The organism is Shewanella psychropiezotolerans (assembly GCF_007197555.1).
Lineage (GTDB): Bacteria > Pseudomonadota > Gammaproteobacteria > Enterobacterales > Shewanellaceae > Shewanella > Shewanella psychropiezotolerans.
In genome coordinates this window covers 3354550-3379484 of sequence record NZ_CP041614.1, presented here as the reverse complement: position 1 = coordinate 3379484, position 24935 = coordinate 3354550, and the positions used below count along the sequence as shown (strand labels likewise).

General features: G+C 45.2%; 25 protein-coding genes, 1 tRNA gene and 2 pseudogenes. 19 read left to right on the top strand and 9 right to left on the bottom strand.

The annotated features are described in order from the left end of the window. Positions 1–6 precede the first annotated feature (6 nt). The 5 genes and pseudogenes from lolA to FM037_RS29980 all read left to right on the top strand — a co-directional run bounded on the left by lolA (position 7) and on the right by FM037_RS29980 (position 3885). Positions 7–632, top strand: a pseudogene (gene lolA, locus FM037_RS14935) (outer membrane lipoprotein chaperone LolA). A gap of 16 nt (positions 633–648) precedes the next feature. Next, the gene (locus FM037_RS14930) at positions 649–1980 is read left to right on the top strand and encodes a replication-associated recombination protein A (protein WP_144046653.1); all 1332 of its coding nucleotides are present in this window, start codon (positions 649–651) and stop codon (positions 1978–1980) included. After that, complete coding sequence (gene crcB, locus FM037_RS14925) at positions 1973–2347, top strand: fluoride efflux transporter CrcB (RefSeq protein WP_144046652.1); 375 nt, start codon at positions 1973–1975, stop codon at positions 2345–2347. The genes FM037_RS14930 and crcB overlap by 8 nt, the downstream gene beginning before the upstream one ends. Positions 2348–2365: 18 nt before the next feature. Further along, a complete protein-coding gene (gene serS / locus FM037_RS14920) occupies positions 2366–3652 on the top strand; it encodes a serine--tRNA ligase (RefSeq protein WP_144046651.1) in 1287 nt (428 codons plus the stop codon). Between the two features lie 110 nt (positions 3653–3762). Beyond that, positions 3763–3885: a hypothetical protein gene (locus tag FM037_RS29980; protein WP_265575336.1), complete on the top strand. Its 123-nt coding sequence runs from the start codon at positions 3763–3765 to the stop codon at positions 3883–3885. Between the two features lie 148 nt (positions 3886–4033). On the opposite strand, the gene FM037_RS14915 is transcribed toward FM037_RS29980, so the two are convergent. From FM037_RS14915 to punR, 6 genes are all read right to left on the bottom strand, one after another. Then, a complete protein-coding gene (locus FM037_RS14915; protein ID WP_144046650.1) occupies positions 4034–4369 on the bottom strand; it encodes a TusE/DsrC/DsvC family sulfur relay protein in 336 nt (111 codons plus the stop codon). Next, entirely contained in the window at positions 4366–4647 is a 282-nt protein-coding gene (tusB, locus tag FM037_RS14910; protein WP_144046649.1) for a sulfurtransferase complex subunit TusB, read from the bottom strand. The genes FM037_RS14915 and tusB overlap by 4 nt, the downstream gene beginning before the upstream one ends. Continuing rightward, positions 4647–5003 (bottom strand): sulfurtransferase complex subunit TusC, encoded by a 357-nt coding sequence (gene tusC, locus FM037_RS14905; protein ID WP_144046648.1) that lies wholly within the window; start codon positions 5001–5003, stop codon positions 4647–4649. Before tusC ends, tusB begins: the two co-directional genes overlap by 1 nt. Beyond that, positions 5003–5392 carry a sulfurtransferase complex subunit TusD gene (gene tusD / locus FM037_RS14900; RefSeq protein WP_144046647.1) on the bottom strand — a complete coding sequence of 130 codons (390 nt, stop codon included), beginning with the start codon at positions 5390–5392 and terminating at the stop codon, positions 5003–5005. The genes tusC and tusD overlap by 1 nt, the downstream gene beginning before the upstream one ends. A 141-nt stretch (positions 5393–5533) precedes the next feature. After that, on the bottom strand, positions 5534–6196 hold the full coding sequence (locus tag FM037_RS14895) for a Bax inhibitor-1/YccA family protein (RefSeq protein ID WP_144046646.1): 663 nt from the start codon (positions 6194–6196) through the stop codon (positions 5534–5536). Between the two features lie 204 nt (positions 6197–6400). Beyond that, on the bottom strand, positions 6401–7303 hold the full coding sequence (gene punR / locus FM037_RS14890) for a DNA-binding transcriptional activator PunR (RefSeq protein ID WP_144046645.1): 903 nt from the start codon (positions 7301–7303) through the stop codon (positions 6401–6403). A 130-nt stretch (positions 7304–7433) separates the two neighbouring features. On the opposite strand from punR, the gene punC reads away from it, so the two are divergent. The 3 genes from punC to FM037_RS14875 all read left to right on the top strand — a co-directional run bounded on the left by punC (position 7434) and on the right by FM037_RS14875 (position 10303). Further along, a complete protein-coding gene (gene punC, locus FM037_RS14885) occupies positions 7434–8693 on the top strand; it encodes a purine nucleoside transporter PunC (protein ID WP_144046644.1) in 1260 nt (419 codons plus the stop codon). 121 nt (positions 8694–8814) lie between these two features. Continuing rightward, a tRNA-Ser gene (locus FM037_RS14880) sits at positions 8815–8905 on the top strand. A gap of 543 nt (positions 8906–9448) precedes the next feature. After that, positions 9449–10303: an META domain-containing protein gene (locus FM037_RS14875; protein WP_144046643.1), complete on the top strand. Its 855-nt coding sequence runs from the start codon at positions 9449–9451 to the stop codon at positions 10301–10303. 160 nt (positions 10304–10463) lie between these two features. Here FM037_RS14875 and FM037_RS14870 read toward each other — a convergent pair whose 3' ends face one another. Further along, entirely contained in the window at positions 10464–13685 is a 3222-nt protein-coding gene (locus FM037_RS14870; RefSeq protein ID WP_144046642.1) for an efflux RND transporter permease subunit, read from the bottom strand. Between the two features lie 3 nt (positions 13686–13688). Then, positions 13689–14879 (bottom strand): efflux RND transporter periplasmic adaptor subunit, encoded by a 1191-nt coding sequence (locus FM037_RS14865; protein ID WP_144046641.1) that lies wholly within the window; start codon positions 14877–14879, stop codon positions 13689–13691. Between the two features lie 438 nt (positions 14880–15317). Here FM037_RS14865 and FM037_RS14860 point away from each other — a divergent pair, with 438 nt between their 5' ends. Beyond that, positions 15318–15692 (top strand): cation transporter, encoded by a 375-nt coding sequence (locus tag FM037_RS14860; protein ID WP_144046640.1) that lies wholly within the window; start codon positions 15318–15320, stop codon positions 15690–15692. An 8-nt stretch (positions 15693–15700) separates the two neighbouring features. On the opposite strand, the gene FM037_RS28565 is transcribed toward FM037_RS14860, so the two are convergent. Next, positions 15701–15850 carry a hypothetical protein gene (locus tag FM037_RS28565; protein WP_185976831.1) on the bottom strand — a complete coding sequence of 50 codons (150 nt, stop codon included), beginning with the start codon at positions 15848–15850 and terminating at the stop codon, positions 15701–15703. Between the two features lie 694 nt (positions 15851–16544). Between FM037_RS28565 and tssB the strand changes: the two genes are divergently transcribed. The 10 genes and pseudogenes from tssB (at position 16545) to tssK (ending at position 24934) form a co-directional block, all read left to right on the top strand. After that, a complete protein-coding gene (gene tssB / locus FM037_RS14855) occupies positions 16545–17033 on the top strand; it encodes a type VI secretion system contractile sheath small subunit (protein ID WP_144046639.1) in 489 nt (162 codons plus the stop codon). Between the two features lie 88 nt (positions 17034–17121). Then, positions 17122–17268 (top strand): hypothetical protein, encoded by a 147-nt coding sequence (locus FM037_RS30555; RefSeq protein ID WP_229380901.1) that lies wholly within the window; start codon positions 17122–17124, stop codon positions 17266–17268. Beyond that, positions 17244–18596, top strand: a complete 1353-nt coding sequence (tssC, locus tag FM037_RS14850; protein WP_229380900.1) for a type VI secretion system contractile sheath large subunit — start codon at positions 17244–17246, stop codon at positions 18594–18596. Before FM037_RS30555 ends, tssC begins: the two co-directional genes overlap by 25 nt. 4 nt (positions 18597–18600) lie before the next feature. Next, on the top strand, positions 18601–19026 hold the full coding sequence (gene tssE / locus FM037_RS14845) for a type VI secretion system baseplate subunit TssE (protein ID WP_144046638.1): 426 nt from the start codon (positions 18601–18603) through the stop codon (positions 19024–19026). 1 nt (position 19027) lies between these two features. Continuing rightward, a complete protein-coding gene (gene tssF / locus FM037_RS14840) occupies positions 19028–20371 on the top strand; it encodes a type VI secretion system baseplate subunit TssF (protein WP_229380899.1) in 1344 nt (447 codons plus the stop codon). Further along, positions 20257–20793 (top strand): type VI secretion system baseplate subunit TssF, encoded by a 537-nt coding sequence (locus tag FM037_RS29545; RefSeq protein WP_229381260.1) that lies wholly within the window; start codon positions 20257–20259, stop codon positions 20791–20793. Before tssF ends, FM037_RS29545 begins: the two co-directional genes overlap by 115 nt. After that, positions 20757–21764: a type VI secretion system baseplate subunit TssG gene (gene tssG / locus FM037_RS14835; RefSeq protein WP_144046637.1), complete on the top strand. Its 1008-nt coding sequence runs from the start codon at positions 20757–20759 to the stop codon at positions 21762–21764. Before FM037_RS29545 ends, tssG begins: the two co-directional genes overlap by 37 nt. A gap of 11 nt (positions 21765–21775) precedes the next feature. Then, positions 21776–23125 (top strand): type VI secretion system-associated FHA domain protein TagH, encoded by a 1350-nt coding sequence (tagH, locus tag FM037_RS14830; RefSeq protein ID WP_144046636.1) that lies wholly within the window; start codon positions 21776–21778, stop codon positions 23123–23125. Continuing rightward, positions 23125–23598, top strand: a complete 474-nt coding sequence (gene tssJ / locus FM037_RS14825; protein WP_144046635.1) for a type VI secretion system lipoprotein TssJ — start codon at positions 23125–23127, stop codon at positions 23596–23598. Before tagH ends, tssJ begins: the two co-directional genes overlap by 1 nt. A gap of 2 nt (positions 23599–23600) precedes the next feature. Beyond that, positions 23601–24934, top strand: a pseudogene (gene tssK, locus FM037_RS14820) (type VI secretion system baseplate subunit TssK). Position 24935: the final 1 nt, after the last annotated feature.

Genomic DNA, 24935 nt, shown 5'->3' with positions numbered 1-24935 from the left:
AAGATCATGAGAAAAAGAGTAACCTTATTGGTAATGGCACTGCCCTTGATGGCATCACATCTCGCCGTTGCGGATGAATCATCTGCACTTCGAGCGAAGCTAGAAGAAGTGGCCACACTTAAGGCAAACTTTAGTCAGGTCGTGACGGACATCAATAATAAAGAGATCCAAAAAGGCAGTGGCGTGTTTGCTTTAGCCTACCCGAATCAGTTCTATTGGCATCTTACTGAACCTGACGAGTCGCTGATTGTCGCCGATGGCACAGATGTGTGGATCTATAATCCATTTGCAGAGCAGGTCTCAGTGATGGATCTTAATCAAGCGATCACCGCGTCCCCATAGCCCTGCTCGTTCATAGAGACGAAGATACCTGGGCGAAGTATTCGGTGACCTTGAAAGGTGATTGTTTCGATATAAAACCTAAGAGTGTCGATGCGGGTGTCGAGTCGGTACAAGTTTGCTTCAAAGACAATACCTTGACTCAGATGGTGCTAGAAGATCAGCAGGGTAATGTGAGTTCATTTCAGCTATCTGATCAGACATCTATCACTGAAGCAGAGAAGTCATTGTTTAAGTTTACCCTGCCTGAAGATGTTGATATCGACGATCAACGCTTAAATGCCGTTAATTAACAGCTAAGAGAGATAAGTGTCCAGTTTTAGTTTCGATTTCGCCCCAGATTTCAGACCTTTGGCCGCACGTATGCGGCCCGAAGTGTTGGAACAATACATAGGTCAATCTCATCTGTTAGGTGAGGGGAAGCCACTTCGTAAAGCACTTGAAGCCGGGCGCGCTCATTCGATGTTGTTTTGGGGGCCGCCGGGGACGGGAAAAACAACGCTGGCTGAACTCGTTGCCCATTATGCCAATGCTCATGTTGAACGTATTTCAGCGGTAACGTCCGGTGTGAAGGAGATCCGCACGGCGATTGAACATGCTAAAAATGTCTCAGAGTCTCGTGGTCAAAGAACCTTACTCTTTGTCGATGAAGTACACAGGTTTAATAAGAGCCAGCAAGATGCCTTCTTGCCCTTTATCGAAGATGGAACGGTCATTTTTGTCGGCGCGACCACAGAAAACCCCTCATTCGAGATTAACAATGCCCTATTATCCCGGGCGCGGGTCTATCTGATTAAGAGACTGACTAATGATGAGATAATTCAAATTGTCAGGCAGGCATTAACTGATGATGAGCGTGGTCTTGGTAAAAGGCAGCTCAAGATACCCGATGCGGTGGCCGAAAAGCTGGCCAATGTGTGTGATGGTGATGCACGTAAAGCCCTTAACTTAATTGAATTGATGAGCGACATGATCGCCGATGGTGAGTCATTCAGCGAACAGATGATCATCGAAGTCGCTGGTCAACAGCTGGCGGGGTTCGATAAGAATGGCGATCAGTTCTACGATCTTATCTCTGCCGTACATAAGTCGATTCGTGGCTCGGCGCCTGATGCGGCGCTTTACTGGTTCTGCCGAATGTTAGAAGGGGGCTGCGATCCTCTCTATATTGCACGTAGGCTACTTGCAATTGCCTCTGAAGATATAGGCAACGCCGATCCAGTAGCCATGACCGTCGCGCTCAATGCATGGGAATGTTTTCATCGCGTGGGTCCATCAGAAGGTGAGCGCGCGTTGGCACAAGCCATCGTTTATCTCGCCAGCGCACCCAAGAGTAACGCGGTTTACACTGCGTTCAAGGCCGCCCGTCAACTGGCGCGAGAAACGGGTCAAGATGCAGTGCCTGAGCATCTGCGTAACGCACCGACTCAGTTGATGCAAGATCTTGGTTATGGTGAGGGTTACCGCTATGCCCATGATGAACCTAACGCTTATGCCAGTGGAGAGAATTATTTTCCTCAAAGACTGGCTCAGAGTCGGTTTTATTACCCAACGGAACATGGCTTCGAGAAGCGGATCAAGGCCAAATTAGAGCATCTTGCACAGCTCGACAAAGACAGTGAGGTTAAACGGTATGAATAATATTCTATTTGTTGCTTTGGGGGGATCGATTGGTGCAGTTTTTCGTTATCTGATCTCAATTTTCATGGTTCAGCTATTTGGCTCTGCATTTCCTTTTGGTACACTGTTAGTCAATATTCTGGGCTCCTTTATGATGGGCATTATTTATGCCTTGGGTCAGGTCAGTGAAGTCAGTCCTGAAATTAAAGCTATGGTTGGTGTTGGCCTATTAGGCGCACTCACCACTTTTTCAACTTTTTCCAACGAAACTCTGTTACTCATTCAGAGTGGTGCTTGGCTAAAGGCATTTTTTAATATCACTCTGAACCTTAGCCTGTGTATATTCATGGTCTATTTGGGGCAGCAGTTGGTTTTTTCTCGCATTTAACTATTAAGAATATAAAACATGTTAGATCCAAAATTTTTGCGTAACGAATTAGAAGTCACGGCTGAGCGTCTGGCCACCCGAGGTTTTATTCTGGATGTTGAGCGTCTCAGTAAGTTAGAGGAAAAGCGTAAGTCATTGCAGATGGCGACCGAAGAGCTGCAAGCGTCCCGTAACGCAATTTCCAAGTCTATCGGTCAGGCGAAAGCAAAGGGTGAAGATGTTGCGCCTATCATGGCTAAAGTTGGCGATCTTGGTACCGAGTTGGATGCAAAAAAATCTGAGTTGTCAGCGTTATTAGCAGAACTGAGCGCCATTGCGATGAGCGTGCCAAATTTACCGGATGAGTCAGCGCCTTTGGGTGCCGATGAGAGTGAGAACGTCGAAGTTCGTCGCTGGGGCACACCTAAAGAATTTAACTTTGAAGTTAAAGATCATGTCGATCTTGGTGAAGCACTCGGTGGCTTAGATTTTAAAAATGCTGTTAAATTAACGGGTTCTCGTTTTATCATCATGAAGGGGCAAATTGCCCGCATGCATCGAGCCCTGGCTCAGTTCATGTTAGATCTGCACACCGATGAGCACGGTTATACCGAGGCATATGTGCCGCTTCTTGTTAACGAAGACAGCTTGCTAGGCACGGGGCAATTACCGAAATTTGGTGAAGACCTGTTCCACACTAAACCTGCTACTGAAGAAGGACAGGGCCTCAGCCTTATCCCGACGGCAGAAGTACCACTGACGAACATGGCTCGTGACACCATCATAGACGAAGATGAGCTGCCAGTTAAGCTCACGGCTCATACTCCGTGTTTCAGAAGTGAGGCGGGTTCATATGGCCGTGACACTCGTGGTCTTATTCGTCAGCACCAATTTGATAAAGTAGAGCTAGTTCAGCTGGTTAAGCCTGAAGATTCGATGGCAGCGCTAGATGCATTAACCGGTCATGCCGAGACGGTACTGCAAAAGTTAGATCTTCCATACCGCACCGTTATTCTCTGTACCGGTGATATGGGCTTTGGCGCGAGCAAGACCTACGATATCGAAGTCTGGTTACCGGCTCAGAATACCTATAGAGAGATCTCATCTTGTAGCAACATGCAAGATTTCCAGGCCCGTCGTATGCAAGCTCGTTACAAGGCAAAATCTGCTAAGAAACCTGCATTACTGCACACGTTAAATGGTTCTGGTCTGGCGGTAGGTCGTACACTAGTGGCTGTGCTTGAGAACTATCAAAACGAAGATGGAAGCATCACAGTACCCGAAATGTTACGTCCGTATATGAATGGACTCAAAAAAATAGGCTAATATTAGCTATGGCTTCGCTTATGTCATTAAGACTGTCCTAGGTACATGGGAAGAGCGGAGCCACAACTGTTTTAAAAATCAGAAGAACAAGACAAAACAGGAAATAGCAAATGGATAGTGATAGGCGCTACTTTCAGTGGCTTAGCTATGTGGTGATCATCTGTGCTTTTGGCGGGATAATGTTCGCTACCTTTGGGGAAGCCGCGTTAATTATCCTGAAGAATATTACCTAACTTATTGATATTTAAACCTCTATAGAGCTGAGCAAGTTCGCTAGAGGTTTTTTAATGGGTAGGGAATGAGGCTAGGGGCAGTTGCTGAACATAATCCTAGCCGATTAATCTGGGTCATATCAATATCAATATCAAATCTAAGATGTAATTAGAGACATTTTGCAGGTTTTGGTAGACCCGCTATCTTCGTCGCTTGTTTCGCTGGTCCAATGGGGAATAGGGTGTACAGGTATTTGGAATTGCCTTTATCTGCACCTAGCTTCTGGCCGATGGCTTTGACCAATACACGAATCGCCGGGCTGGTCTTAAACTCTAAGTAGAAGTCACGTACGAATAAAATCACTTCCCAGTGTGCTGCTGTGAGCTCAATATCCTCACCTTGGGCGATGATCTCAGCTATCTCTTGATTCCAATCACTGACCTGCTTAAGGTAGCCTTGATGGTCTGTCTCTATTTTCTTGTCTTGATAATCTATGTGGTTCACCAAGTGATCACCTTCTTATGAATTAACGCTTGTTGTACAAATTCGTTATGGTCGATACATGGATACTCGACGAGTTGCCTAGTGAGGCCACGGGCCTGTACGTCGCTTTTAAGCAGGAAGAGCCGTTTATCTTGCAGCGCCTGCTGCCATTTATCTTCTAAGAGGGCATAAACTCCATTGCCTGAGAGTAAAAAGCTGTCAGCTTGACCCGCATAGTTAACGGCACAGCTTAATGCATTGTCTTGATTCGGTGAAGTTTGTATATGGTGTAAGATCATTAGAAAACTAAAACCTCGTCTGCTGCCTGTAACTGCTCTGTTATATTTTTACTCGTGACCCTTTCTACTGAGATGGTTAACTCATTATTGGCCAGCCCGAAACGCTGCAGTGACTCGCGACAAGCCAATACGGTTTCTATATCATAAAGATCGAGAGCCCCGAAAGTCGAGATATAATCCTTTGCCCCCGCGATTTCAGGTTGCTGCTCCGGGATGAGATGGAGTACACCTTCATCGACAAAAATTAAGCTGACTTCTTGTTCGAAACTGGCACTGAGTAAGGCGAGATCCAGCGCTTCTCTGCCATGAGGCGTGCCGTGGGGGGCGCGGCGAAAAATAATCGTTAGCTTCTTCATTAAAAACTCACCAATCGATCAGCGCTTTCTAAACCTGTGACGAGTTCACCTAGGCCACCCATAGTGAAGGGAGCTTGCATGTTCCAATGGGAAACCTGGTTTTCTTTGGCTTCAGTTTCAGAGATGATGCCTCGCCTTAACGCGGCAGAGATACAGTTAACCAAATCGAGCCGGTATTTCTCCGATAGGCTAACCCATGCTCGCGTCAGGTCGAACTCGTCCGATGCCGGGCTATTGAGGCCACTCGTATTGAAGACGCCATCTTGATAAAAGAAGACACGGATGATCTCGTGACCCGATTCGAGGGCGGATTTTGAAAATTGGTAGGCGTTATAACTGGCAGAACTTGAATAGGCTGCGCCATTGACCTGAATGATAAATTTGCTCATGGTTATACTTAAAAATAGCTGTAACGATTAAAATTACTTTAAGAAGGGCAAAAAAATAGCCCCAATAAGGGGCCATTATAACGCATTAACGCAAACTGAAACGTGTTATTTCTTTATCGATAAACACATTGCCAGATGTGATTAATCGTCATTACCACCAATGCCCATCAGGTGAAGAAGGGCAATGAACAAGTTGATGAAATCTAAGTACAGGGCGACAGTTGCACGTATGTAGTTGGTCTCACCACCGTTTACGATACGGCTAGTATCATAAAGGATGAAGCCAGTCATCAGTAAGGCAATACCCGCATTCAGTGCCATGAATACCACACCGCTACCGATGAAGATATTTGCGATACCCGCGACGATTGCGATAACAAGGCCGGCAATCAAGAAACCACGCATAAAGGAGAAATCTTTCTTAGTGGTAATGGCGTATCCAGAAAGAGTGATAAAAACCACTGAAGTTAAGCCTAAAGCCTGCATGATCAACTGAGGACCGTTTGCCATACCCGCATAATGGTTCAGGATGTAGCCAAGAGACGCACCTTGCATGCCAGTGAAGGCAAATACCCAAAAAAGGCCAGCACCTGTGTCGGCTTTTCTCAAAGTGACAAATAACAAGATTAAGCTACCAATCGATAGTCCGAGGGACATCATGGGGCTAATGGCTAATGCCATGGCTAATCCTGCACATACGGCAGAGAAAGCTAATGTCATTGAAAGTAGCATATAGGTGTTTTTTAGAAGCTTATTCACTTCCAGTGTGGAAGCTCCTGTTGAATACATTGTCTGTTGCGTCATAAATCTCTCCAGTGACCCTTAAAATCGAGTGTTGTACTTGATGCCTGTAATTAGATGATGGTTCAGTCAAAGAGTTCCATATTCTCTGATTAACCCTTATACATGTTTGCAAGTTATTGAATCATACCTTAGCTTGATAGGGGGTTAAAGTCACAAAGTACATTTTACCTCCTCAAGTGGCGAATAATGCGTGATTTGCCTTATTTATAGAAACCAATCATTGTGTAATTTTTCACTATCGCCTAAATATTCGAGTACCCAAGACATGGCTGGAGACTTATTTGCGCCATTCCAAGCAAGGCAACATGGGCTTGGGGTCCTAGGTTGCTCTAAATCTTTGAGTATTAAAGAGCCGGTTTTGATAAATGGTTCGGCAAAGTGCAGTGGCATATAACCTATGCCCAGACCTTCACGGAAACAGTTTATTGCTCTTATCCAATCCGGGACCACTAAGCGACGCTGGTTATTTAACAACCAGGTCATGCGTTTAGGAATTTCACGAGACGTATCTTCAAGACAAATAGAAGGGTATTGACGTAGCTCATCATCGGCTAATGGTCGATCGATCTTAGCCAATGGGTGATGCTTACTGACTAAAAAGGCCCATTGTATTTCGCCCATATCCCTGAAGTGATATTCGCCACCGACAGGAATCGCTGTAGTTGCACCAATGGCGATATCACTGCGACCATTAGCGATGGACTCCCAGACTCCATTGAATACTTCGATACGAATGATGAGTTCAACATTGGTGAATTGTCGATAAAAATCGGCGATGAGTACACTGATCTTGTCTGCACGGACAATATTATCGAAGGCAATAGATAATGTAGGTTGCCAACCATTAGCGATACGTTTTGTATCATCTTTCATCGAGGCCATGTTTGTTAATAGAATACGAGTCTGTTTAACGAAATGTTCACCCGCTAAGGTTAAGCTGACACTACGATGATGGCGTTCAAATAAAGTGACGCCTAATTCTTCTTCTACCTGTTTTACCGCATAGCTGACAGCCGAAGGTACCTTGTGCAGTTTATTTGCCGCGGCGGTAAAACTACCTACCCGTGCGACCATATCGATCAATTGCAGTGATTGTTCAGAAAGCATACCCGCATTTCCTTGCTGTGATTTTTTTTGAAGGCTGATATCAAAATTAAACGTTTCACTTCAATATTGCAAGTGATTAGACTGCGCAGCCAATGTAATTATCTTTAGTTTTTATTAGTAGTAATATTTTATGAATTCAGTAAATAATACCAAGTACTTCTTTTTTCTATCTTACTTAGCTTTGCTCAGCATGCTAGGTTTTATTGCCACCGATATGTATCTTCCTGCGTTTAAAGCGATTGAAAACACCATGCAGGCATCGCCAGCGCAAGTTGCCAGCACACTCACGAGTTTTCTCGCCGGTTTGGCCATTGGTCAACTATTGTATGGTCCATTAGTCCTACGTATTGGCAAGCGTAATTCCTTGTTAGTCGGTTTAGCCATTTTTGCGGCTGCCAGTTTCTCAATAGCATCGAGTGAAACAGTATTCGCTTTTAATGTGTCACGCTTCTTTCAAGCCATAGGAGCTTGTAGCGCTGGGGTGATCTGGCAAGCTATCGTCATAGAAAAATACGATGCAGCCAAGGCTCAGCGGGTATTTTCGAATATCATGCCTCTAGTGGCGCTTTCACCGGCTTTAGCCCCCTTATTAGGTGCATTAGTATTAGAAAGCACGGGGTGGCAAAGTATTTTCATGATTTTAACTGGGCTGGCCGCCTTTCTTATGTTAATGACACTAATATTTGTGCCCAAAGAAGCAATTGAAAAGCATAAGGCAAGTCAGACTCGCGCTATTTCTAATTGGGGTCTGCTAAATAATACCAAATACTTGGGGAACGTGATCATCTTCGGAGCTTGCTCCGGTGCATTCTTTGCCTATCTAACCGTGTGGCCAATTGTCATGGAGCAACATGGATTCGCTACCAAGGAGATTGGACTGAGCTTTATTCCACAGACGGTTATGTTTATCGTTGGTGGTTATGCCAGTAAAATATTAATAAGGAAAATAGGGACTGAAAAAACACTCTCAGTTCTACTCACGGTATTTGCCCTATGTGTATTAGCCATTGTGGCCAGCACACTGGTCTTTTCTGTTGATACCTTGCTACCTCTGTTAATTTCTTTCTCGGCTTTAGCGGCTGCAAACGGCGCAATCTACCCGATAGTCGTCAATAATGCGCTACAAGAGTTTACCGATAATGCGGCGAAAGCGGCAGGTCTGCAAAACTTCTTACAGATAGGTATCGCCTTCGGTGCCTCAAGTTTAGTCGCTATCTGGGCTGCTCTTGGTGAAGTCGCAATCGGATGGGGAATACTTGCCTGTGCAATTGGAGTACTTGGAGGCTATTGGTTGAGAAAACAGAACTCCTGGTCACAGGTGAAAGCACACTTTGTCACCCCTGATCCTGCGCGTATTGCGCTAAACACTGATAAAACGGATAAAAGTTGATATAAAATAGCCAAATAGCGCCAATATTGACCGTTCAATCAGGTTTAGGCCTTCTTATGATGAAAATGTGCATTTGAGGCCTTTACAAGACTGAGGTGTCACTATATTATTCGCGGCGTTCGGAGAGATGGCAGAGTGGTCGAATGCACCGGTCTTGAAAACCGGCATGGGTTTATAGCCCATCTAGGGTTCAAATCCCTATCTCTCCGCCACATTTAGAAAAGACCGCTTTAATAAGCGGCCTTTTTGCTATTTATAAAATGGTGATTGAACCCTAGGGTTCCTATTGTTCAGGTCCGCTATCTCACCGCATTCGTTTCGAACAAAGAGTCAGATAAAGCCCAGCAGAAATGTTGGGGCTTTTCGTTTATGACTCCTTTGTTCCTATTGTTTAACTCGGCTATCTCTCCGTCAGATTCAGAAAAACTCCTTATAGAAATTTTCTATCATTTTCCTTTTGTTTAAATCCTTGCTGTTAACAATACCTAGTCTCATCAGTTTAAATCGATTCATGCTAACAATTGATTGCCACTTTCTGACGTTATAGAGGTGCCACAAAAATAATACGCAACAAGTTAAAAAGATTAACATCTGTTACTGGTCATATAACTATAAGTTTTTAAAGGCTATTATATTGTTAATTTACTCTACTTTTGGCTATATTTTCTTGTTATCTCGTTTCAACTAGTCCAATGTCTAGTTTTTACAGAATGACGTGTGTTCATCCTGTAGCGGTATATAAAAGGAATTACTCAATGAAGTTTAGAATGAACAAACTCGCCTTAGCCTCTTCGGTATTGCTTTCAGCCTTTGTCTTACAGGCATGCGATAGTGGTTCTACGACTCAGACCCAAGATACAGTGACAGCTGAAAAACAAGTCACAGCTGAGGTAACCGCAATGAAAACTCTGGATATCAATGTTATCTATTTAGACCGCAGAATGTTGCCACCTAATGCAGTACTCGAGGTGACACTGGAAGATATCTCAAAAGCTGATGTTGCTTCAGATCTGATCGCGAGTCAGTCCTTAAAAGATATCGGTACACCTCCTTACGCCGTGAGTATCGAATACGATGCCAGTAAGATACAAGATAAACACAGATATAGCCTGCGTGCGACGATAAAAGTCGAAGACAGCTTAGTGTTTACATCGACCACCAGCATAGATCCTTTTGCCGAGGGCCAGACCAAGCCTATCGAGATTAAACTGGACCGAGTCGCTCGTGCAAAGACAGCGGAGTCGGATAAAAAAGCCAATGCCGAGTTTACCAATACTTATTGGAAACTGATGAGTTTGGGAGATAATCCTGCAAAATTGGGTGCTGGTGAGAAAGAACTTTTTATCCAGTTCGTAGCTGAGAAAAATGTCATCAAGGGTTTTTCTGGTTGTAATAACTTCACTGGCGCTTTCGAGGCGAATCAAGGTAAGTTAACCATGGGGCCGGTAGCGGGTACACGTAAGATGTGTATGCAAGGCATGGATCAGGAACAAGCATTCCTTAAATCTATCGGCGAGTTTGCCAGCTACAGCGTCAATGGTGAAGCACTGACAGTGAAGAGTGATAAGGGCGAACTCATCGCGATTTTCGAGTCTCGTTACATGAACTAGTTTTTGCTGGCGCATTATTGCAGCGCTAGTTAGACAAGATTAAACCCGCTTTTGGCGGGTTTTTCATTTCTGACAAATAATAGGTCTGTGAAATCAGGAATATAAAAATGCCGCTCGAAATGTCGAGCGGCATTTTATTGAGCGAACATCAATCTAAGGCCTATTTTATCAGCTCTGGTTCCATGGCGTGATCATCGTCATGCTGAACACGTGACTTGCTGCCGACTAGCTTTTTAATATCTTCGATAGCGAGATACAAGCATGGGATCAGCATCAGGGTGACCACAGTGGCAAACAGGACACCGAAGGCGAGGGAGGTTGCCATAGGGATCACCATCTTAGCTTGCATGCTGGTTTCTGTCATGATGGGCATCAAGCCGATAAAGGTGGTCAGCGAGGTCAACATGATGGCTCTGAAACGTCTGCAACCCGCCTCAAGTACCGCCGTCTTCATCGCAATTCCCACCTCTCGGGACTTGTTGATGTAATCCACCATCACCAGTGAATCGTTCACTACAACACCGGCAGCAGCAATAATACCGAATAGGGAAAGGGCGCTTAAGTCGATTCCCATGATCATATGGCCGAGCACTGAGCCTATGACGCCGAAGGGGATAACAGCCATGATCATTATGGGTTGGGAGTATGACTTCAGTGGGATGGCCAACAGGCTATAGATGATCAACATGGAGATGATAAAGTCTCTTAACTGAGTCTTAGCGCTGTCCATCTGCTCCTGGATATTTCCCGATACTTCACTTTGTACACGCGGATATTTCTTTAGCAGCTGAGGCATAAAGTTATCACGAATGTCCTGAGCCAGTTTGAAGGGCTCGGCTTGATCGGCATCCACAGAGGCCCAGACATTAATGGTACGGTTACCGTTTTCACGGCGAATGCCATTGACCCCTTGAGTGACTGTGATATTGACCACTTCTGAAAGGGGAACTTCGGCACCTTCTGGGGTGACAATCAATACTTCGCTGACCTGAGCAATGGAGTTACGCTCTCTTTCGGGATAGCGCAGCATCACCTTTATCTCAGAGCCATGTCTCAAGATACGCTGGGCTTCCAAGCCATAGAAGCTGTTACCTACCTGAGAGGCTATGTCGGCCAAGGTGAGACCCAGACCATAGGCCTGAGGCTTGAGTTTAAACTGTACCTCTTTAGCACTGGATTGACGACTGTCGTTGACATCACCGACACCTTTGAGCGAGTTAAGCTTAGCCTTGAGTTCATTCGAGGCGGCAATCAATTGTTGCTCATCTTTTCCTTCCAGGCGGAAACTGATGTCACCATCGTCACGACCACCACCGAACAAGTTATCCTGAATCTCGAATGACTTCATTCCCGGTATGAGAGGCATGGCTTGACGCCATAGCTCAGCAAGCTCGAAGGTATCTAAGGGCCTAAGCTCGGGATCCACCAGCTTGGTCATGACTTCTGCCGAAGTACGTCCCTTAAGATCGACCTGCATGTCTGAGATCATGCCTTGACCATATTGCTCTTCCAGCCGCTTATCTACATCATAGATGGCCTTCTCGATAGCCAGTGCCGCAGAAAGGGTAGCTTTCTCAGAGGCATCCACGTTCATCTCGAAGTTCACCCGAGGAAAATCATGGGGGATCTTGGGCTGTCCGATGAAGCGGATCATGCCACCGGCGTACAGCCCTGCACAGATCAGTATGAAACTGATAAACAGCATAATAACCGTATAGCGATACTTAACGGCACTGGTGAGCGCCGGGCGGTATATATTCTGAATAAAATACTGTAGACCCGTATCGACCTTGCCTTGAATAAAGTTCACGCCATTACGTAACCAATCCAAAGGATTTTTAGAGCCAGGTTTAACCTTGGTTCTAGGTTTCATTCTGGCCAAATGTGATGGCAAGATGAGCTTAGACTCAACCAAGGAAAATATCAGACACAAGATCACGATATAGCCTATGGCTTTACCGAAAGCAGAGGAGGGACCGTCATCAAGAGTCAGTGGTAAAAATGCAGCTATGGTGGTCAGTACGCCGAATGTTGCAGGCATAGCGACACGTTTTACACCACGGATGACATTTTCCAGACTCTGGCCATTTTTCTCACATTCATCGTGGGCACTCTCACCCATGACGATGGCATCATCCACCACGATACCCAGTACTAAGATGAAGGCAAACAGGCTGATCACGTTCACTGTGACATCGAGCATCGGCATAGGCATGAAGAGTAGGGTGCCGAGGAAACAAACCGGCAGACCCATCATGACCCAGAATGCCAGGCGCACCCGCAGGAATAGGGCTAACATAAGGAAAACCAGCACCGCACCAGTTTTCATGCTATCTAACATGAGATCTAAACGGCCTTCAAGATAATAGGTCATGTCTACCCAAGTCTCTAGCTTAAGCCCGTCAGGTAGCACTTGCTGTTTCTCAGCCACATAGGCTTTAACTATATCGGCTACATCTGTCATGCTTTGATCGTTTGCGGCCCCGATAAAGAAAGTGACCGAGTTTTTACCGTTAAACTTCGAATATTGAATGCCCTCTTCGAAACCGTCAATGACGGTGGCGATATCTCCCAAGAGCACATTGGTACCGTCTTGTAAGGTGATTAAGGGCAGGTTCTCGAACTCGTAACCAACGTAGGCCTGATTTTGAATTCTAAGGTTGATGTAACCGTTCTCGGCGCGGATCTGACCCGCTGACATGTTACGGGAGAAGCCGCGAACGGCTGCGGCTACATCATTGAACGTGAGCCCAAACTCTCGCAACCTGTCTCTACTCACTTCGATGGCTATCTCATAATCAAGACCGCCGTAGAAATCGGTGATGTTAACCAAGGGAAGTTGCATCAACTCATCATGGATTTTTTCACCTAGTACCTTGAGTTGTCTCGGCGTCATATCACCGTACAAACTCATATAGAGCACTTCCTGACGCAATTTAATGCGCTCGACCTTAGGCCTTTCCATGCCATCGGGGAAACTGGATATGGAGTCGATGGCAGATTTTATCTCGTCGAGTACGATTTGTGGATTGTAAGAGTCCTCTATACGAAAATAACCAGTGGCCGAGTTTCGGTTAGAATAGGTGATCACACGTTTGAGCCCCTGAACACTCTCCAGCGCCTCTTCAACTTTTATGGTGATGCCTTCCTCTACTTCTTGAGGCGCAGCGCCGGGATAGAAGGCATTAAACTCGACCCAGTTGATCTCAATCTGAGGGAAAAACTGTTTACGTATGGTGTCGGCGGTCAAGAGACCACCTAAGATGATAATGAGCATCAAGAGGTTAGCCGCGACACTGTTGCGAGCAAACCAGGCTATGATGCCAGTTTGTGTTTCTTGCTCGCCAGCCGAAGGCGCAGATGTTTGATTAGTGTCTGACATGGACTATTCCTTCTCTTCCATGGCGAGTTTCGTCTTAGACTCTTCGGAGCCATCGTCTTGCTGCAGTTTGTCTTCCGGTAGGGCAAGCTGCATGCCTTCGACTGGATAATCGAGCGCGGAGGTGATCACATTCATTCCTTGTTCGAGACCTTCGGAGATCACCACTTCTGCACCGAATTGACGGATGATGTTGACGGTTTTATAGGTGAGTTTCTTGTCATCATTGAGTACTGCAATTTGTCCGTTGACGACTAAGTGTCTCGGCAGTACGGTTACATTTCCGGCCTGAGTGCCTGCAATGTTGGCAGTAACATAGGTACCAAACCTGAGTTCACTCTTTTTTGACGCTAAACCATAAGGGTCGATGACTTCGGCGACCAGGTAAGTCATACGGCTGAGTTTATCGATAACTCCTTCGCTACGCACTATGATGCCAGTCCACTCTTGCTGCTTGCCACCTAGGTCGGCAACGAGAGTCACTTGTGCATGCTTACCTTTATTGATTAGGTATTGGATGTCTTTATCTGCCAAAGGCAAACGAATCTCGGCCTTATGGGTACTTAACACCTTGCCAAGGGGAGTTCCCATGCTGACATAGGAACCTAATCCTATGGTTCGACTTTCTATGAGGGCATCATAAGGCGCCTTGATCACAGTACGTTCGACGTTGCGAAGTGCACGTTTAAGGCCTGCTTCGGTGGATTTAAGCTTGGCTATCTCTTGGGCGAGCTGTGGTTTACGCAGGCTCAACTCCGAGGGGACGCCATCTTTAATGCGTTTCCACTCCTCTTCGGCTACCTTGCCGTAAGCTTTTTCCTGCACTAAAGTGGCTCTTGCTGAGGCCAGGTTGGCTTCGGCATCGATGAGATCGGCATCGTAATCACTGAGATCTATTTTCGCGAGAATGTCGCCTTTCTTCACGAATCCTCCACGAACGAAGCTTTCTGACAGGTAAATGATCTCGCCGTTAACTTGAGAAACCAATTCCGTTTCATACTTGGCGTTGACCACGCCGTAGGAGCTGACGGTAAAGGTCATAGGGTTGAATTCAACCTGTTTAACGGCAACTAAAGGCGTATTGTCTATCGCTTCCTTCTCTTGGGGAGGCTGTTTCAGTGCTGATATAGCAAAGAAACCACCGATCCCGAGGGATAATACGACAATAGGCAAAATAATTTGTTTTTTTGTAGCCACGAACACTTCCTCTTGTTGAAGCTTGGATTTTTATATTTTTGTAGAACAGCCTTACTATGGCTAGTCCAAATTAATACATTGGCGAAAGACTTTTTTTGACTTATATATGTTAAATGATCTGTGTCGATGTTACATGCTCATTGTGTAAATTTGTATGTCGTAATTCATGGCTATTTTATTGCCGACTAAATGTCGGCTTACTCAATGTAAATGCTGATGTTTTATTCGATTGCTGCGTTTGGTTTTATTAACACTAAACGTGTAAGTTTTTAACTTGTCTACAGGGCGCCCATTTATCGACCATAATTTGATCGACATCACTATCTCTTCATACCTGAGTGTTAGTCTGAATAGGCTAACTAAACACAGCTATCTAGTGAATAAACAGAATTTTATTACAGCATTCAATTCTGTTTATATTGAAATCGAGGGAAGGTTATGACTGATTTAGACCATAGATTTGGCGTAAAAGAGGCCAATTTAGTCGTCAGATATTTAAAGCTTGAAGGGATCACACCAGATAACAAAAACAAACTAGTCGCTAGTATTGATCTGATTATCGGTATCGACAGTGTTTCATATGATGAGTCTGCAAGGACATTAAAAATGGCCTACGATGCTAGTCATTGTGATCTGGACCTGTTTGAAAGGTTAATTCAAGCGCAGGGAGCAGACCTTTCACAGGGGATATGGACTCGGGTTAAAGAGGGATTTTATAAGTATGTCGATCAGAACGTGAAAGATAACGCAGAGCACGATCCATATTGTAATAACGCTTTACCCAAAGCTTTACCTGGCAGTAGGAAAAGATAAGACACTATTTATTTATACTCGTTAGAATCATGAAAAATTGCTACTTTCATTAATTTATCCTTGTTGGCTGCACTCTCTAAAAGAGTGCAGCTCTTTAGCTTTATTTCATCAAGCTTCATCTGTCCAAGTTTCGATTGAATGAAAGCCGCTAATACCATTTTCCATCCCCAAAAATTTGAATAGAGATTTTACTCTATTCTTCTACGTCAAAAAATTTAGGCATCGAAATCAATATCTGATTATCGAAGTTTTAATTTTATACAGCATATTATCTTAGAACAGCAATGGGCAAAGGCTTACAAGATTAATCTAAGATCTCTCGTTAAGATAATTATCTATATAATCGGACATATCAATTAGCGGTTGTCAAAATTCAACTTTCGAATGAAATATGAGCTTTACCTTTATGCTTATTATTCATAAATATTATAAAAGATAATTATTTTTAATAAAAAATACCGAGTAAATGTATTTGTTTGTATCGTTAAATCAGTCTGAATCGACTTTTTGTTACTCTGGTAACCATAATGTAAGTTATTGTTTATGAGTGATTAGCACGGGCTTTTAATCTGTTTCACTATTATCTGGAACATTCGTTCCACTTATATTGGTTTACAAAATTGCAACCTGGTTGAATTAATGTGTGTGAATTATTCTCTTGCGATTATAAATTTGTTAGTTAAAATCAGCTGATTCAATTTACTTGATTAATTTTAACTCTAGAATCCATCTTAATTAGAAAGTCAATAGGTAAAAAGAGGGGGTACCCTTAAGAAACATATTTTTTTGTAGTAAATATATAATTAATTGGAATAGGTTTTAGCCTATTATAGCCGTATATGGAGATTTAACATGGCAAAAGATGGCACAGTTGCGCCTAAAGAGCGTATCAATATCAAATATGTCCCTGCAACGGGCGATCAACAGGCAGAAATGGAACTTCCGCTGAAGATGTTAATCATCGGTGACTTTAAAGGACACCCCGAAGATACCCAGCTCGAAGAAAGAAAATCCGTTTCAATCAATAAAACTAATTTCGAATCTGTTATGAAAGAAAGTGAGCTGTCAATTAAGGCTACAGTTGCCAATAAATTGACAGATAACGAAGCTGATGAGCTGGATATCGAATTAAACTTCACTTCTTTAAAAGATTTTTCTCCCGATTCTATTGCGGAACAAATTCCGGAAATTAAAAAGCTTATCGAATTGAGAGAGGCCTTAGTCGCCCTCAAAGGGCCTCTGGGTAATATCCCTTCATTTAGAACTAAGCTGCAAGAGCTCATTGAGACCAAAGATTCTCGGGAGCAATTATTGGCCGAACTTCAAAATCTAGACAGTTAATACAAGCAGTATTATTTACTCAGATTTTATACGAGTGAAGGGATAAATAGATCTCGTCATTCGACGATCCATTTAAGGAATAAAATTCATGGAATCTATGGATAAAGCGGTTGAAAGCAACCAGGCTCTCGGTGCTAATTTACTGGATGAAGTATTAGCTCAAACTAAGATAACCCCGTCGATGAAGGCTATGATATTGCAAAGAAAGGCGTGGCAGCATTCATCAGCAATGTGATTGCCAGTCGTGATAGCAGTGAGCCGGTTAATAAAGCTCTTGTCGATAAGATGTTAGTCGAGTTGGATAAGAAGATCAGTAGTCAGATGGACGCTGTGCTTCATAATGAGACTGTGCAGCAGATGGAGTCTTCATGGAGAAATCTTAAGCTGTTGATCGATAGAACCGATTTCAGAGAAAACATCAAGCTTGAACTCCTGCATGTGACTAAGGATGAGTTACTGGATGATTTTGAGTTTGCACCGGAAACAGTGCAGTCTGGCCTCTATAAACATGTGTATTCATCGGGATATGGTCAATTTGGTGGCGAGCCCATCGCTGCCATTGTAGCTAACTACGCCTTTACGCCTTCATCACAAGACATGAAGTTGCTGCAATATGTTGGGGCGATTGGTGCCATGGCACATGCACCGTTTCTCTCTTCGGTTGCACCTGAGTTCTTCGGTATAGATTCATTCGAAGAATTGCCTAACCTAAAAGATCTTAAGTCTACTTTCGAGAGCCCTAAATACACTAAATGGCGTTCATTGAGAGAATCTGAAGATGCCAGGTATCTTGGGTTAACTGCGCCTCGCTTCTTGCTGCGTGTGCCATATGATCCTATCGATAATCCTATCGGCTCTTTTAATTACCGTGAGGATGTCAGCGAGAGTCATGAAGATTACCTTTGGGGTAACACGGCCTTTGCATTGGCCACACGTCTGACAGAGAGCTTCGCTAAATATCGCTGGTGCCCGAACATCATAGGTCCGCAAAGTGGCGGCGCAGTCGAGGACTTGCCTGTGCATGTGTTCGAGTCTATGGGGTCCTTGCAGGCAAAAATTCCAACGGAAGTCTTGATCACAGACCGCAAAGAGTTCGAATTAGCCGATGAAGGCTTTATCAGCTTAACCATGCGTAAAGGTAGTGACAATGCTGCTTTCTTCTCGGCAAACTCGATCCAGAAGCCGAAGGTATTCCCTAATACCAAGGAAGGTAAGGAAGCCGAAACTAACTATAAGTTAGGTACTCAGATCCCTTACATGATGATCATCAACCGTTTAGCGCATTATATCAAGGTGCTACAAAGGGAACAGATAGGTTCATGGAAAGAGCGTCAAGATCTTGAACGTGAACTGAATACTTGGTTGAAACAGTTTGTCGCCGATCAGGAAAATCCACCAGCAGAAGTCAGAAGTCGACGTCCACTGCGCGCGGCTAAGATCGAAGTGATGGACGTACAAGGTGAGCCGGGTTGGTATCAGGTCACCATGTCGGTTCGTCCGCATTTCAAATATATGGGTGCTAACTTTGAACTTTCCTTGGTGGGTCGTTTAGACCAGGAGTAGTGATTTGTACACCAATGACAGAACCTACTGTGTCAGCTTCTTCGAGCGACTAGGTAGCGACATAGATCTGCCCTCGACCGGGGTAGAGTCTATTGAATATGTCATTGCTTCGATAAAACGTAATATCTCCGGCCTGCTTAATACCCGGGTCGGAGAATCCCAAAGTTGCCCTGAACTTGGTTTGTTCGATTTCAACGACGCAAATTCAGGCAGCTTCGATTTGGGAGTCAGAATCAAAGCCGGCATTAAGGCATGTATCGAACGCTTCGAACCTAGGCTAACTCAGCTGGATATTCGAGTATTACACGATGATACCTGTCCTTTTAGCCTACGATTTCATATTCATGGCAAGATCAGCGTTAAATCGATAAAGGAAAAGGTCGAGATCGATCTCGTTCTCGACAGTAATCGGACCTATAGGGTGAGTTAGAGTGTCTCAAGACAAGTATTTCAGGGATGAATTAGCGTTTCTGAGGGAGCAGGGAAAGCAGTTTTCCGATCTTCACCCTCATCTTGCACGCTACCTGCACGGCAATAATACCGATCCGGATATAGAGCGTCTGCTCGAAGGATTTGCATTTTTGACTGGCAGGTTAAGGGAAAAAATAGAAGATGAGTTTCCCGAACTCACTCACTCTATGATCAACATGCTATGGCCTAATTACCTGCGTCCGGTGCCCAGCACCAGTATCGTCAGTTTCTCCCCATTAGAACGTGGCATCAGTCATAGACAAGGGATAGAGAAGGGCTGCATGTTGAATAGCAGACCTGTGTCTGGACAAGTGTGTCACTTTTCCACCTGCCGCGATGTCAATGTCTATCCTCTGCTGGTGGATAAGGTAGAGGACTTTCATTCGCGAGAAGCGTCCATCATAGATATCCATTTCACCAATTTGAGCGATCTGCCCTTAAATGAGATAGGACTCGAAGATCTTCGTTTCTATCTCGGTGGACAAAATTACAGTGCGCAGATGCTCTACCTCTGGTTGAATCATTATCTCGAGGGAATGGCTATCTGTGTCGGAGATAAGCAGTATTCTCTGCCTAAGAGTTGTTTCAAGAGTGTCGGCTTCGACAGTGGTGACGGTATCTTGCCTTATCCGAAGAATGTCTATGAAGGCTACCGAATTTTACAGGAATACCTGGCGTTCCCCGATGCCTTCATGTTCTTCGACATTTGTAAGATCCATAAATGCTTGCCAAGTGGCCTCACTGGTAATTTCTCGCTTAAATTAACCTTCTCCCGCACCTTACCTGCGGACGTGTTTATTAAGCAAGAGACGTTTCAACTCTATTGTGTGCCTGTGATGAACCTGTTTAAACATGATGCCGATCCTATCGACCTCACCGGCAAGAAGATCGAGTATCCCATATTTCCGTCTAGCCGTTCGCCGGAGAACTTCGAGATATTCAGTGTCGACAAGGTGCAGGGCTGGCTGGATTCAGACTCTGGCAGAATGCGCGGCGAAGAGCGGATTTATAGTCCGTTCGAGAGCTTCCAACACGAAGTGGAGCGGGTTAGAAATCGCGTGGCACTCTACTACCGCCTCAGGGTTAAGGAGAGCATTCGTGAAGATGGTTTCGACCATTTCCTCTCCTTCGTTAGGGGAGATGAAACCTTAAGTTTCGATGGTAACGAAGCCGTGTCGTTATCGCTGACATGCACCAACCGTCAACTGCCGATGCAATTGGGAAAGGGGATATCTGTGTCGCCACCGACAGCTCACCTAATTTCGCTACTTTTAAGAACATTACCGAGCCCAATGCATCACTGAGACCCGTGCTCGATGGCAGTATGCTGTGGACCCTTATCTCAAATTTATCCCTTAACTATTTGTCTCTGTTATCTAAAGATGCCCTGTGCTCGATCATCCGGGCCTATGACTTTAAGGCATTGATCGACCGTCAAGCTGAACGAGTGACCCAGAAGCGTCTCGATGGCATTGTTAGCATCGAATCCAGGCCAACCGAGCGAATTTTGCGGGGACTGCCTGTACGTGGTCTGCTGTCAGAAATTGTATTAGATCAAACTTGCTTCGGATCCGAGGGAGATCTCTATCTGTTCGGCACTGTGTTAAGCCGATTCTTCGCTCTCTACGCCAGCATCAATTCATTTCATGAGTTGATTGTGATCAATGCAGCCAATCAGGAACAGTACACATGGGATATTCAGATTGGCCAGCAACCTCTGATCTAGCAGATGAGAGTGAAGGGCACAAGCAAGTAGAGAATGTAAGGTCGTATAATTTTTTTCAGCTGGTTGAATTACTGCATAAATTAGAGGGGAACGATCCCGAAGAGCAATCTTGGGAGAGTTTGGGGAAACTATTTTTTACCGCAAACCCAAGTTTGGGATTTGCGCCGAGCGATGTGAGCGCAATGCACAGACATCCGGGGAACAGGGTCCAGTTAGAGACGACGTTTCTCGGATTAAACGGGGCTCAGTCACCGCTGCCCAGCTATATGCTGGAGCAACTTATTTTTGATGAGACCAATATCAAGCGTGATTTTCTGGATTTTTTTAATAATCGCTTGATCGCCTTATTTTATCGGTCCTGGCGTAAGTATCGCTATTACATACGTTTTCAAGATGATGCCGTGGATAAGTTTTCTTCACAGGTGTTTGCCCTGGTGGGGCTGGCCAATGAAGACATTCGCGGCGATACGCCGATTAACTGGTGCAAGATGCTGGCCTATGCCGGCACCTTAGCCGGACGCAGTCGCTCACCGCAAACAGTAGCCGGTATCGTGGCCCATTGTTTCGAACTCGAAGATGTGTCAATCAGGCAGTGGGAGTTTCGTCATGTACAGATCCCGGATTCCCAGCGTTGCATCTTAGGTCAGCGCAATGTGTCCTTAGGTCAGGACACCATGCTGGGGTCGAGAGTCGGCGATATTACCGGTAAGTTCGTTTTGTGTATCAAGAACTTATCGCTCGAGCGATTTAAGGATTTTCTGCCTTCGGGTAAGGAGTACAAGGCCCTGTGTAAGGTGATGGAAGTGATACTCAGAGAGCAGATGGCATTCGATTTTGAGCTGACACTCAAGACTGATGAGGTTCCGCTGTTAAGGCTCGGAGAGGGCAAGGGGGGTCAACTTGGCTGGTCATCATTTCTGGGACAGGCTGAGATTGAAAATCAGCAAGTATTGATACAAATTAGACAGTAAAGAGGGTCGAAGTGGATAAAGTAATTTCATTAAATATTGTTAATTCTCAGATGCTTGATGCGGGACTGCTCCCTTACATTCGTTTTACCAAGCAAGGCGGAGTCATAGGAAGCAGCCCTGGTGCAGATTGGCAATTAAAGCACCGTTTAAATGAAGTTAAGGCGCAGCAATGTCGCATTCTATGGCTGGATGAACAATTTTGTGTCGAAGATTTGTGTGGTGAAGTCTTCGTCAATCAATCGTCTATGCCAATAGGCCTGAATCGCATGGCTAGCCTGAATGAAAATGATGAAATCTCCATCGGTCCCTACAAGGTCAGAATATCTCTGGGGAGCGAGAACGAGCGTTCATCGGCAATGACCAAACAGTTATCTGAGATGTTTGATGAGCAAGCCTTATCGGATCTCACCCAGACGTCGGCTTTATCGGCGGGCTTGGTTGCCGAGGTGAAGCTCGCCGCCATCGACGATCCCATGCAAGCTTTGGATGCACTGGAGCAGCAGGGGAGAAATAAAGTACTGAGCTTTACCTCATTAGACCCAGAGCAGGAAACAGAGATGAGTCTGATAGACAGTCAGCTCCTGGGCTCAGATAAAGAGTTAACCATGCAGGCAGATTCCGAGTACACACAAGACTCGGCTATCGCATTGAAGAAGCATACTTATTTGGATAATTTTACCATGGACGAAAAAACGTTAGATTTATTGGAATCTGAATTACATACGGATTTTGACAAGAATTCAGTGCCATCGATTCACCCTGTGGGTAATCACCTCACCGCCGGACCTCTGTTTCGTGGTCTGGGCGTACAGCTTGGTGATGTGCGCGACAGCGAGCAGATGCAGGCCATCTCGGTGGATCTTGGGGCGTCACTTAAAGCCGCCATTTCCGGCATCTTGTCACTGCATGACACGGCCAGTCAGGGTCGCTATCAGCTGATGAACAAGAATTTGCAACCTATCGAGGATAATCCTCTGAGACTGGGTCTGAATTATGAAGACACAGTAAAGACCCTGTTTGATGATGACCGAAGCCCGGTACATCTCTCTTCAGCATCGGCAATTACTGAGAGTTTACAGTCGGTTGAGCAGCATAACCAAGCGGTACAGACGGCAATATCTGAGGCGCTGGATTACATCTTGATGGCTTTCTCTCCGGAGAAGTTGCTTAAGCGTTTCAGTCAGTACCGCAAGAGCAGCGATGCCAACCTTGAGACTGGCGATAAGTGGGCCTGGTCTATGTATGAAAAGTACTATGCCGAACTCACCTCTAATCGTCAAAAAGGCTTCGAGAAACTGTTCTGGGAAGTCTTCGAGCAGGCTTACGATCGCAAGCTGCGTGAACTTCAAAGGGATTGTTGATGAATCGCCTGCGCTTGGGTCTCATGCTTGTAGTCTTGAGTCAGTTGTTTGCATGTAGTAGCTCCAAGCCTAAAGACCTGCCGACCATACTGACCTACAGCATATTGGCTCTGGATGAGGTTAACCCAAATCTAGAGGGAAAACCGTCGCCGTTAGCTTTTCAGGTGTTCGAGCTCGAGGATGATTCCAAGCTGCTCGCTGCCGACTATGATTCGCTGATCGAAGATCATGAAGATGCGCTGGGAACCAACTATGTCGATCACAGTGATTACACCATGCTTCCGGGGCAGTTTAAGTTTATCGAGCCAAAAGCTATCGATGAAGACACACGTTATATCGGTGTGATGGCCCAATACGGCGATCCTGAGGTGTCTCAATGGAAGAAAGTCATCAAAATTAAATCAATTGGCCGTGAGTACCATCTACTGATCTTGCTTAAAGAACAGGAAGTCATACTGGATAAAGTGGAATAAACATGTCGTCAAGAAATAGAGTAATTTGGGCCGAAGGTCTATTCATCAAACCACAACATTTTCAGCAGCAGCAAAGATATTTTGAATACGTAACCGATGTGAGGTTGTCTTCGGTAAACGGATACCTCTACGGAATATCTGAACTGGAATTGAATCCCGAGTACCTGAGCTTCGGTCGTATCGCCATACAAAGAGCCAAGGGAGTGATGCCCGATGGCACTGTGTTCAACATGCCTCAGGAAGATCTGCTCCCTAATGCCCTGGAGGTCGTGGATGGATCCTTGGCCAACCAGATTGTTTACTTGGCCTTATCTCTTCGCAGCGATTCGATAACCGAGGTAGCCGAGACCTCAGAGTCCGGTAACTCCCGTTATGTGATGCGCCGTCATGAAGTGCGGGATCTCCACAGTCCTCAGGGAGACTTCTCCACCATAGAAGTGAGTCCGCTACATATGCGCTTGATGCTGGAGAAGGAAGATCGCAGTGCTTATAGTTCGGTGGCCATCGCCAAAATATTGGAAAAACGCCCCGACGGCAGCGTGGTACTCGATCCCCATTTCATTCCCTGTAACCTCAATGTTGTCGGGGTGCCATTTTTGCACCGTTTCATCGGTGAGATGGCGGGTTTGATGCGAGAGCGGGCAAAAAATATCGCTCAACGTATCGGCTCCCCTAGTCAGGGTGGTGTGGCGGATGTGTCTGATTTCATGCTACTCCAGTCACTGAACCGTATGCAGCCAATCCTGCAACATATTTCTCAACTAAAAAGCCTGCATCCGGAGCAACTCTATCAGCAGTTGGTCAGTATTTGTGGTGAATTGTTTTCATTCACCGACGACAGCCGCTTAGCCCCACATTCAGCCCCTATGATCATGATATGCCAGTACAGTCTTTCTCACTGTTGATGTCCATGTTGCGTCAGTCGTTGAGTATCGTGCTCGAGCCAAAAGCCGTGTCTCTGCAGCTACATAAGCGTAAGTACGGCCTGATGGTAGCGCCAGTTCAGGATCCGGAGCTTATCAAGGATGCCGACTTCATCCTCGCGGTTCGCGCCAAGATCCCATTGGAGGAGCTGAAGAAATTGTTTATTCAACAGACCAAGATTGCCTCAGTTGAGAAAATTCGTGAACTTATTTCACTGCAACTACCGGGTGTGGGTCTGACGCCTCTGCCTGTCGCACCTAGGCAACTGCCTTATCACGCAGGTTATACCTATTTTCAGCTAGATCGATCGAGCCCGTCATGGCAGATGCTGAACCATTCCAGTGGTTTTGCCTTCCACGTTGCCGGTGATTTCCCAGAGCTTGAGCTGCAGTTCTGGGCAATAAGGAGTTAAT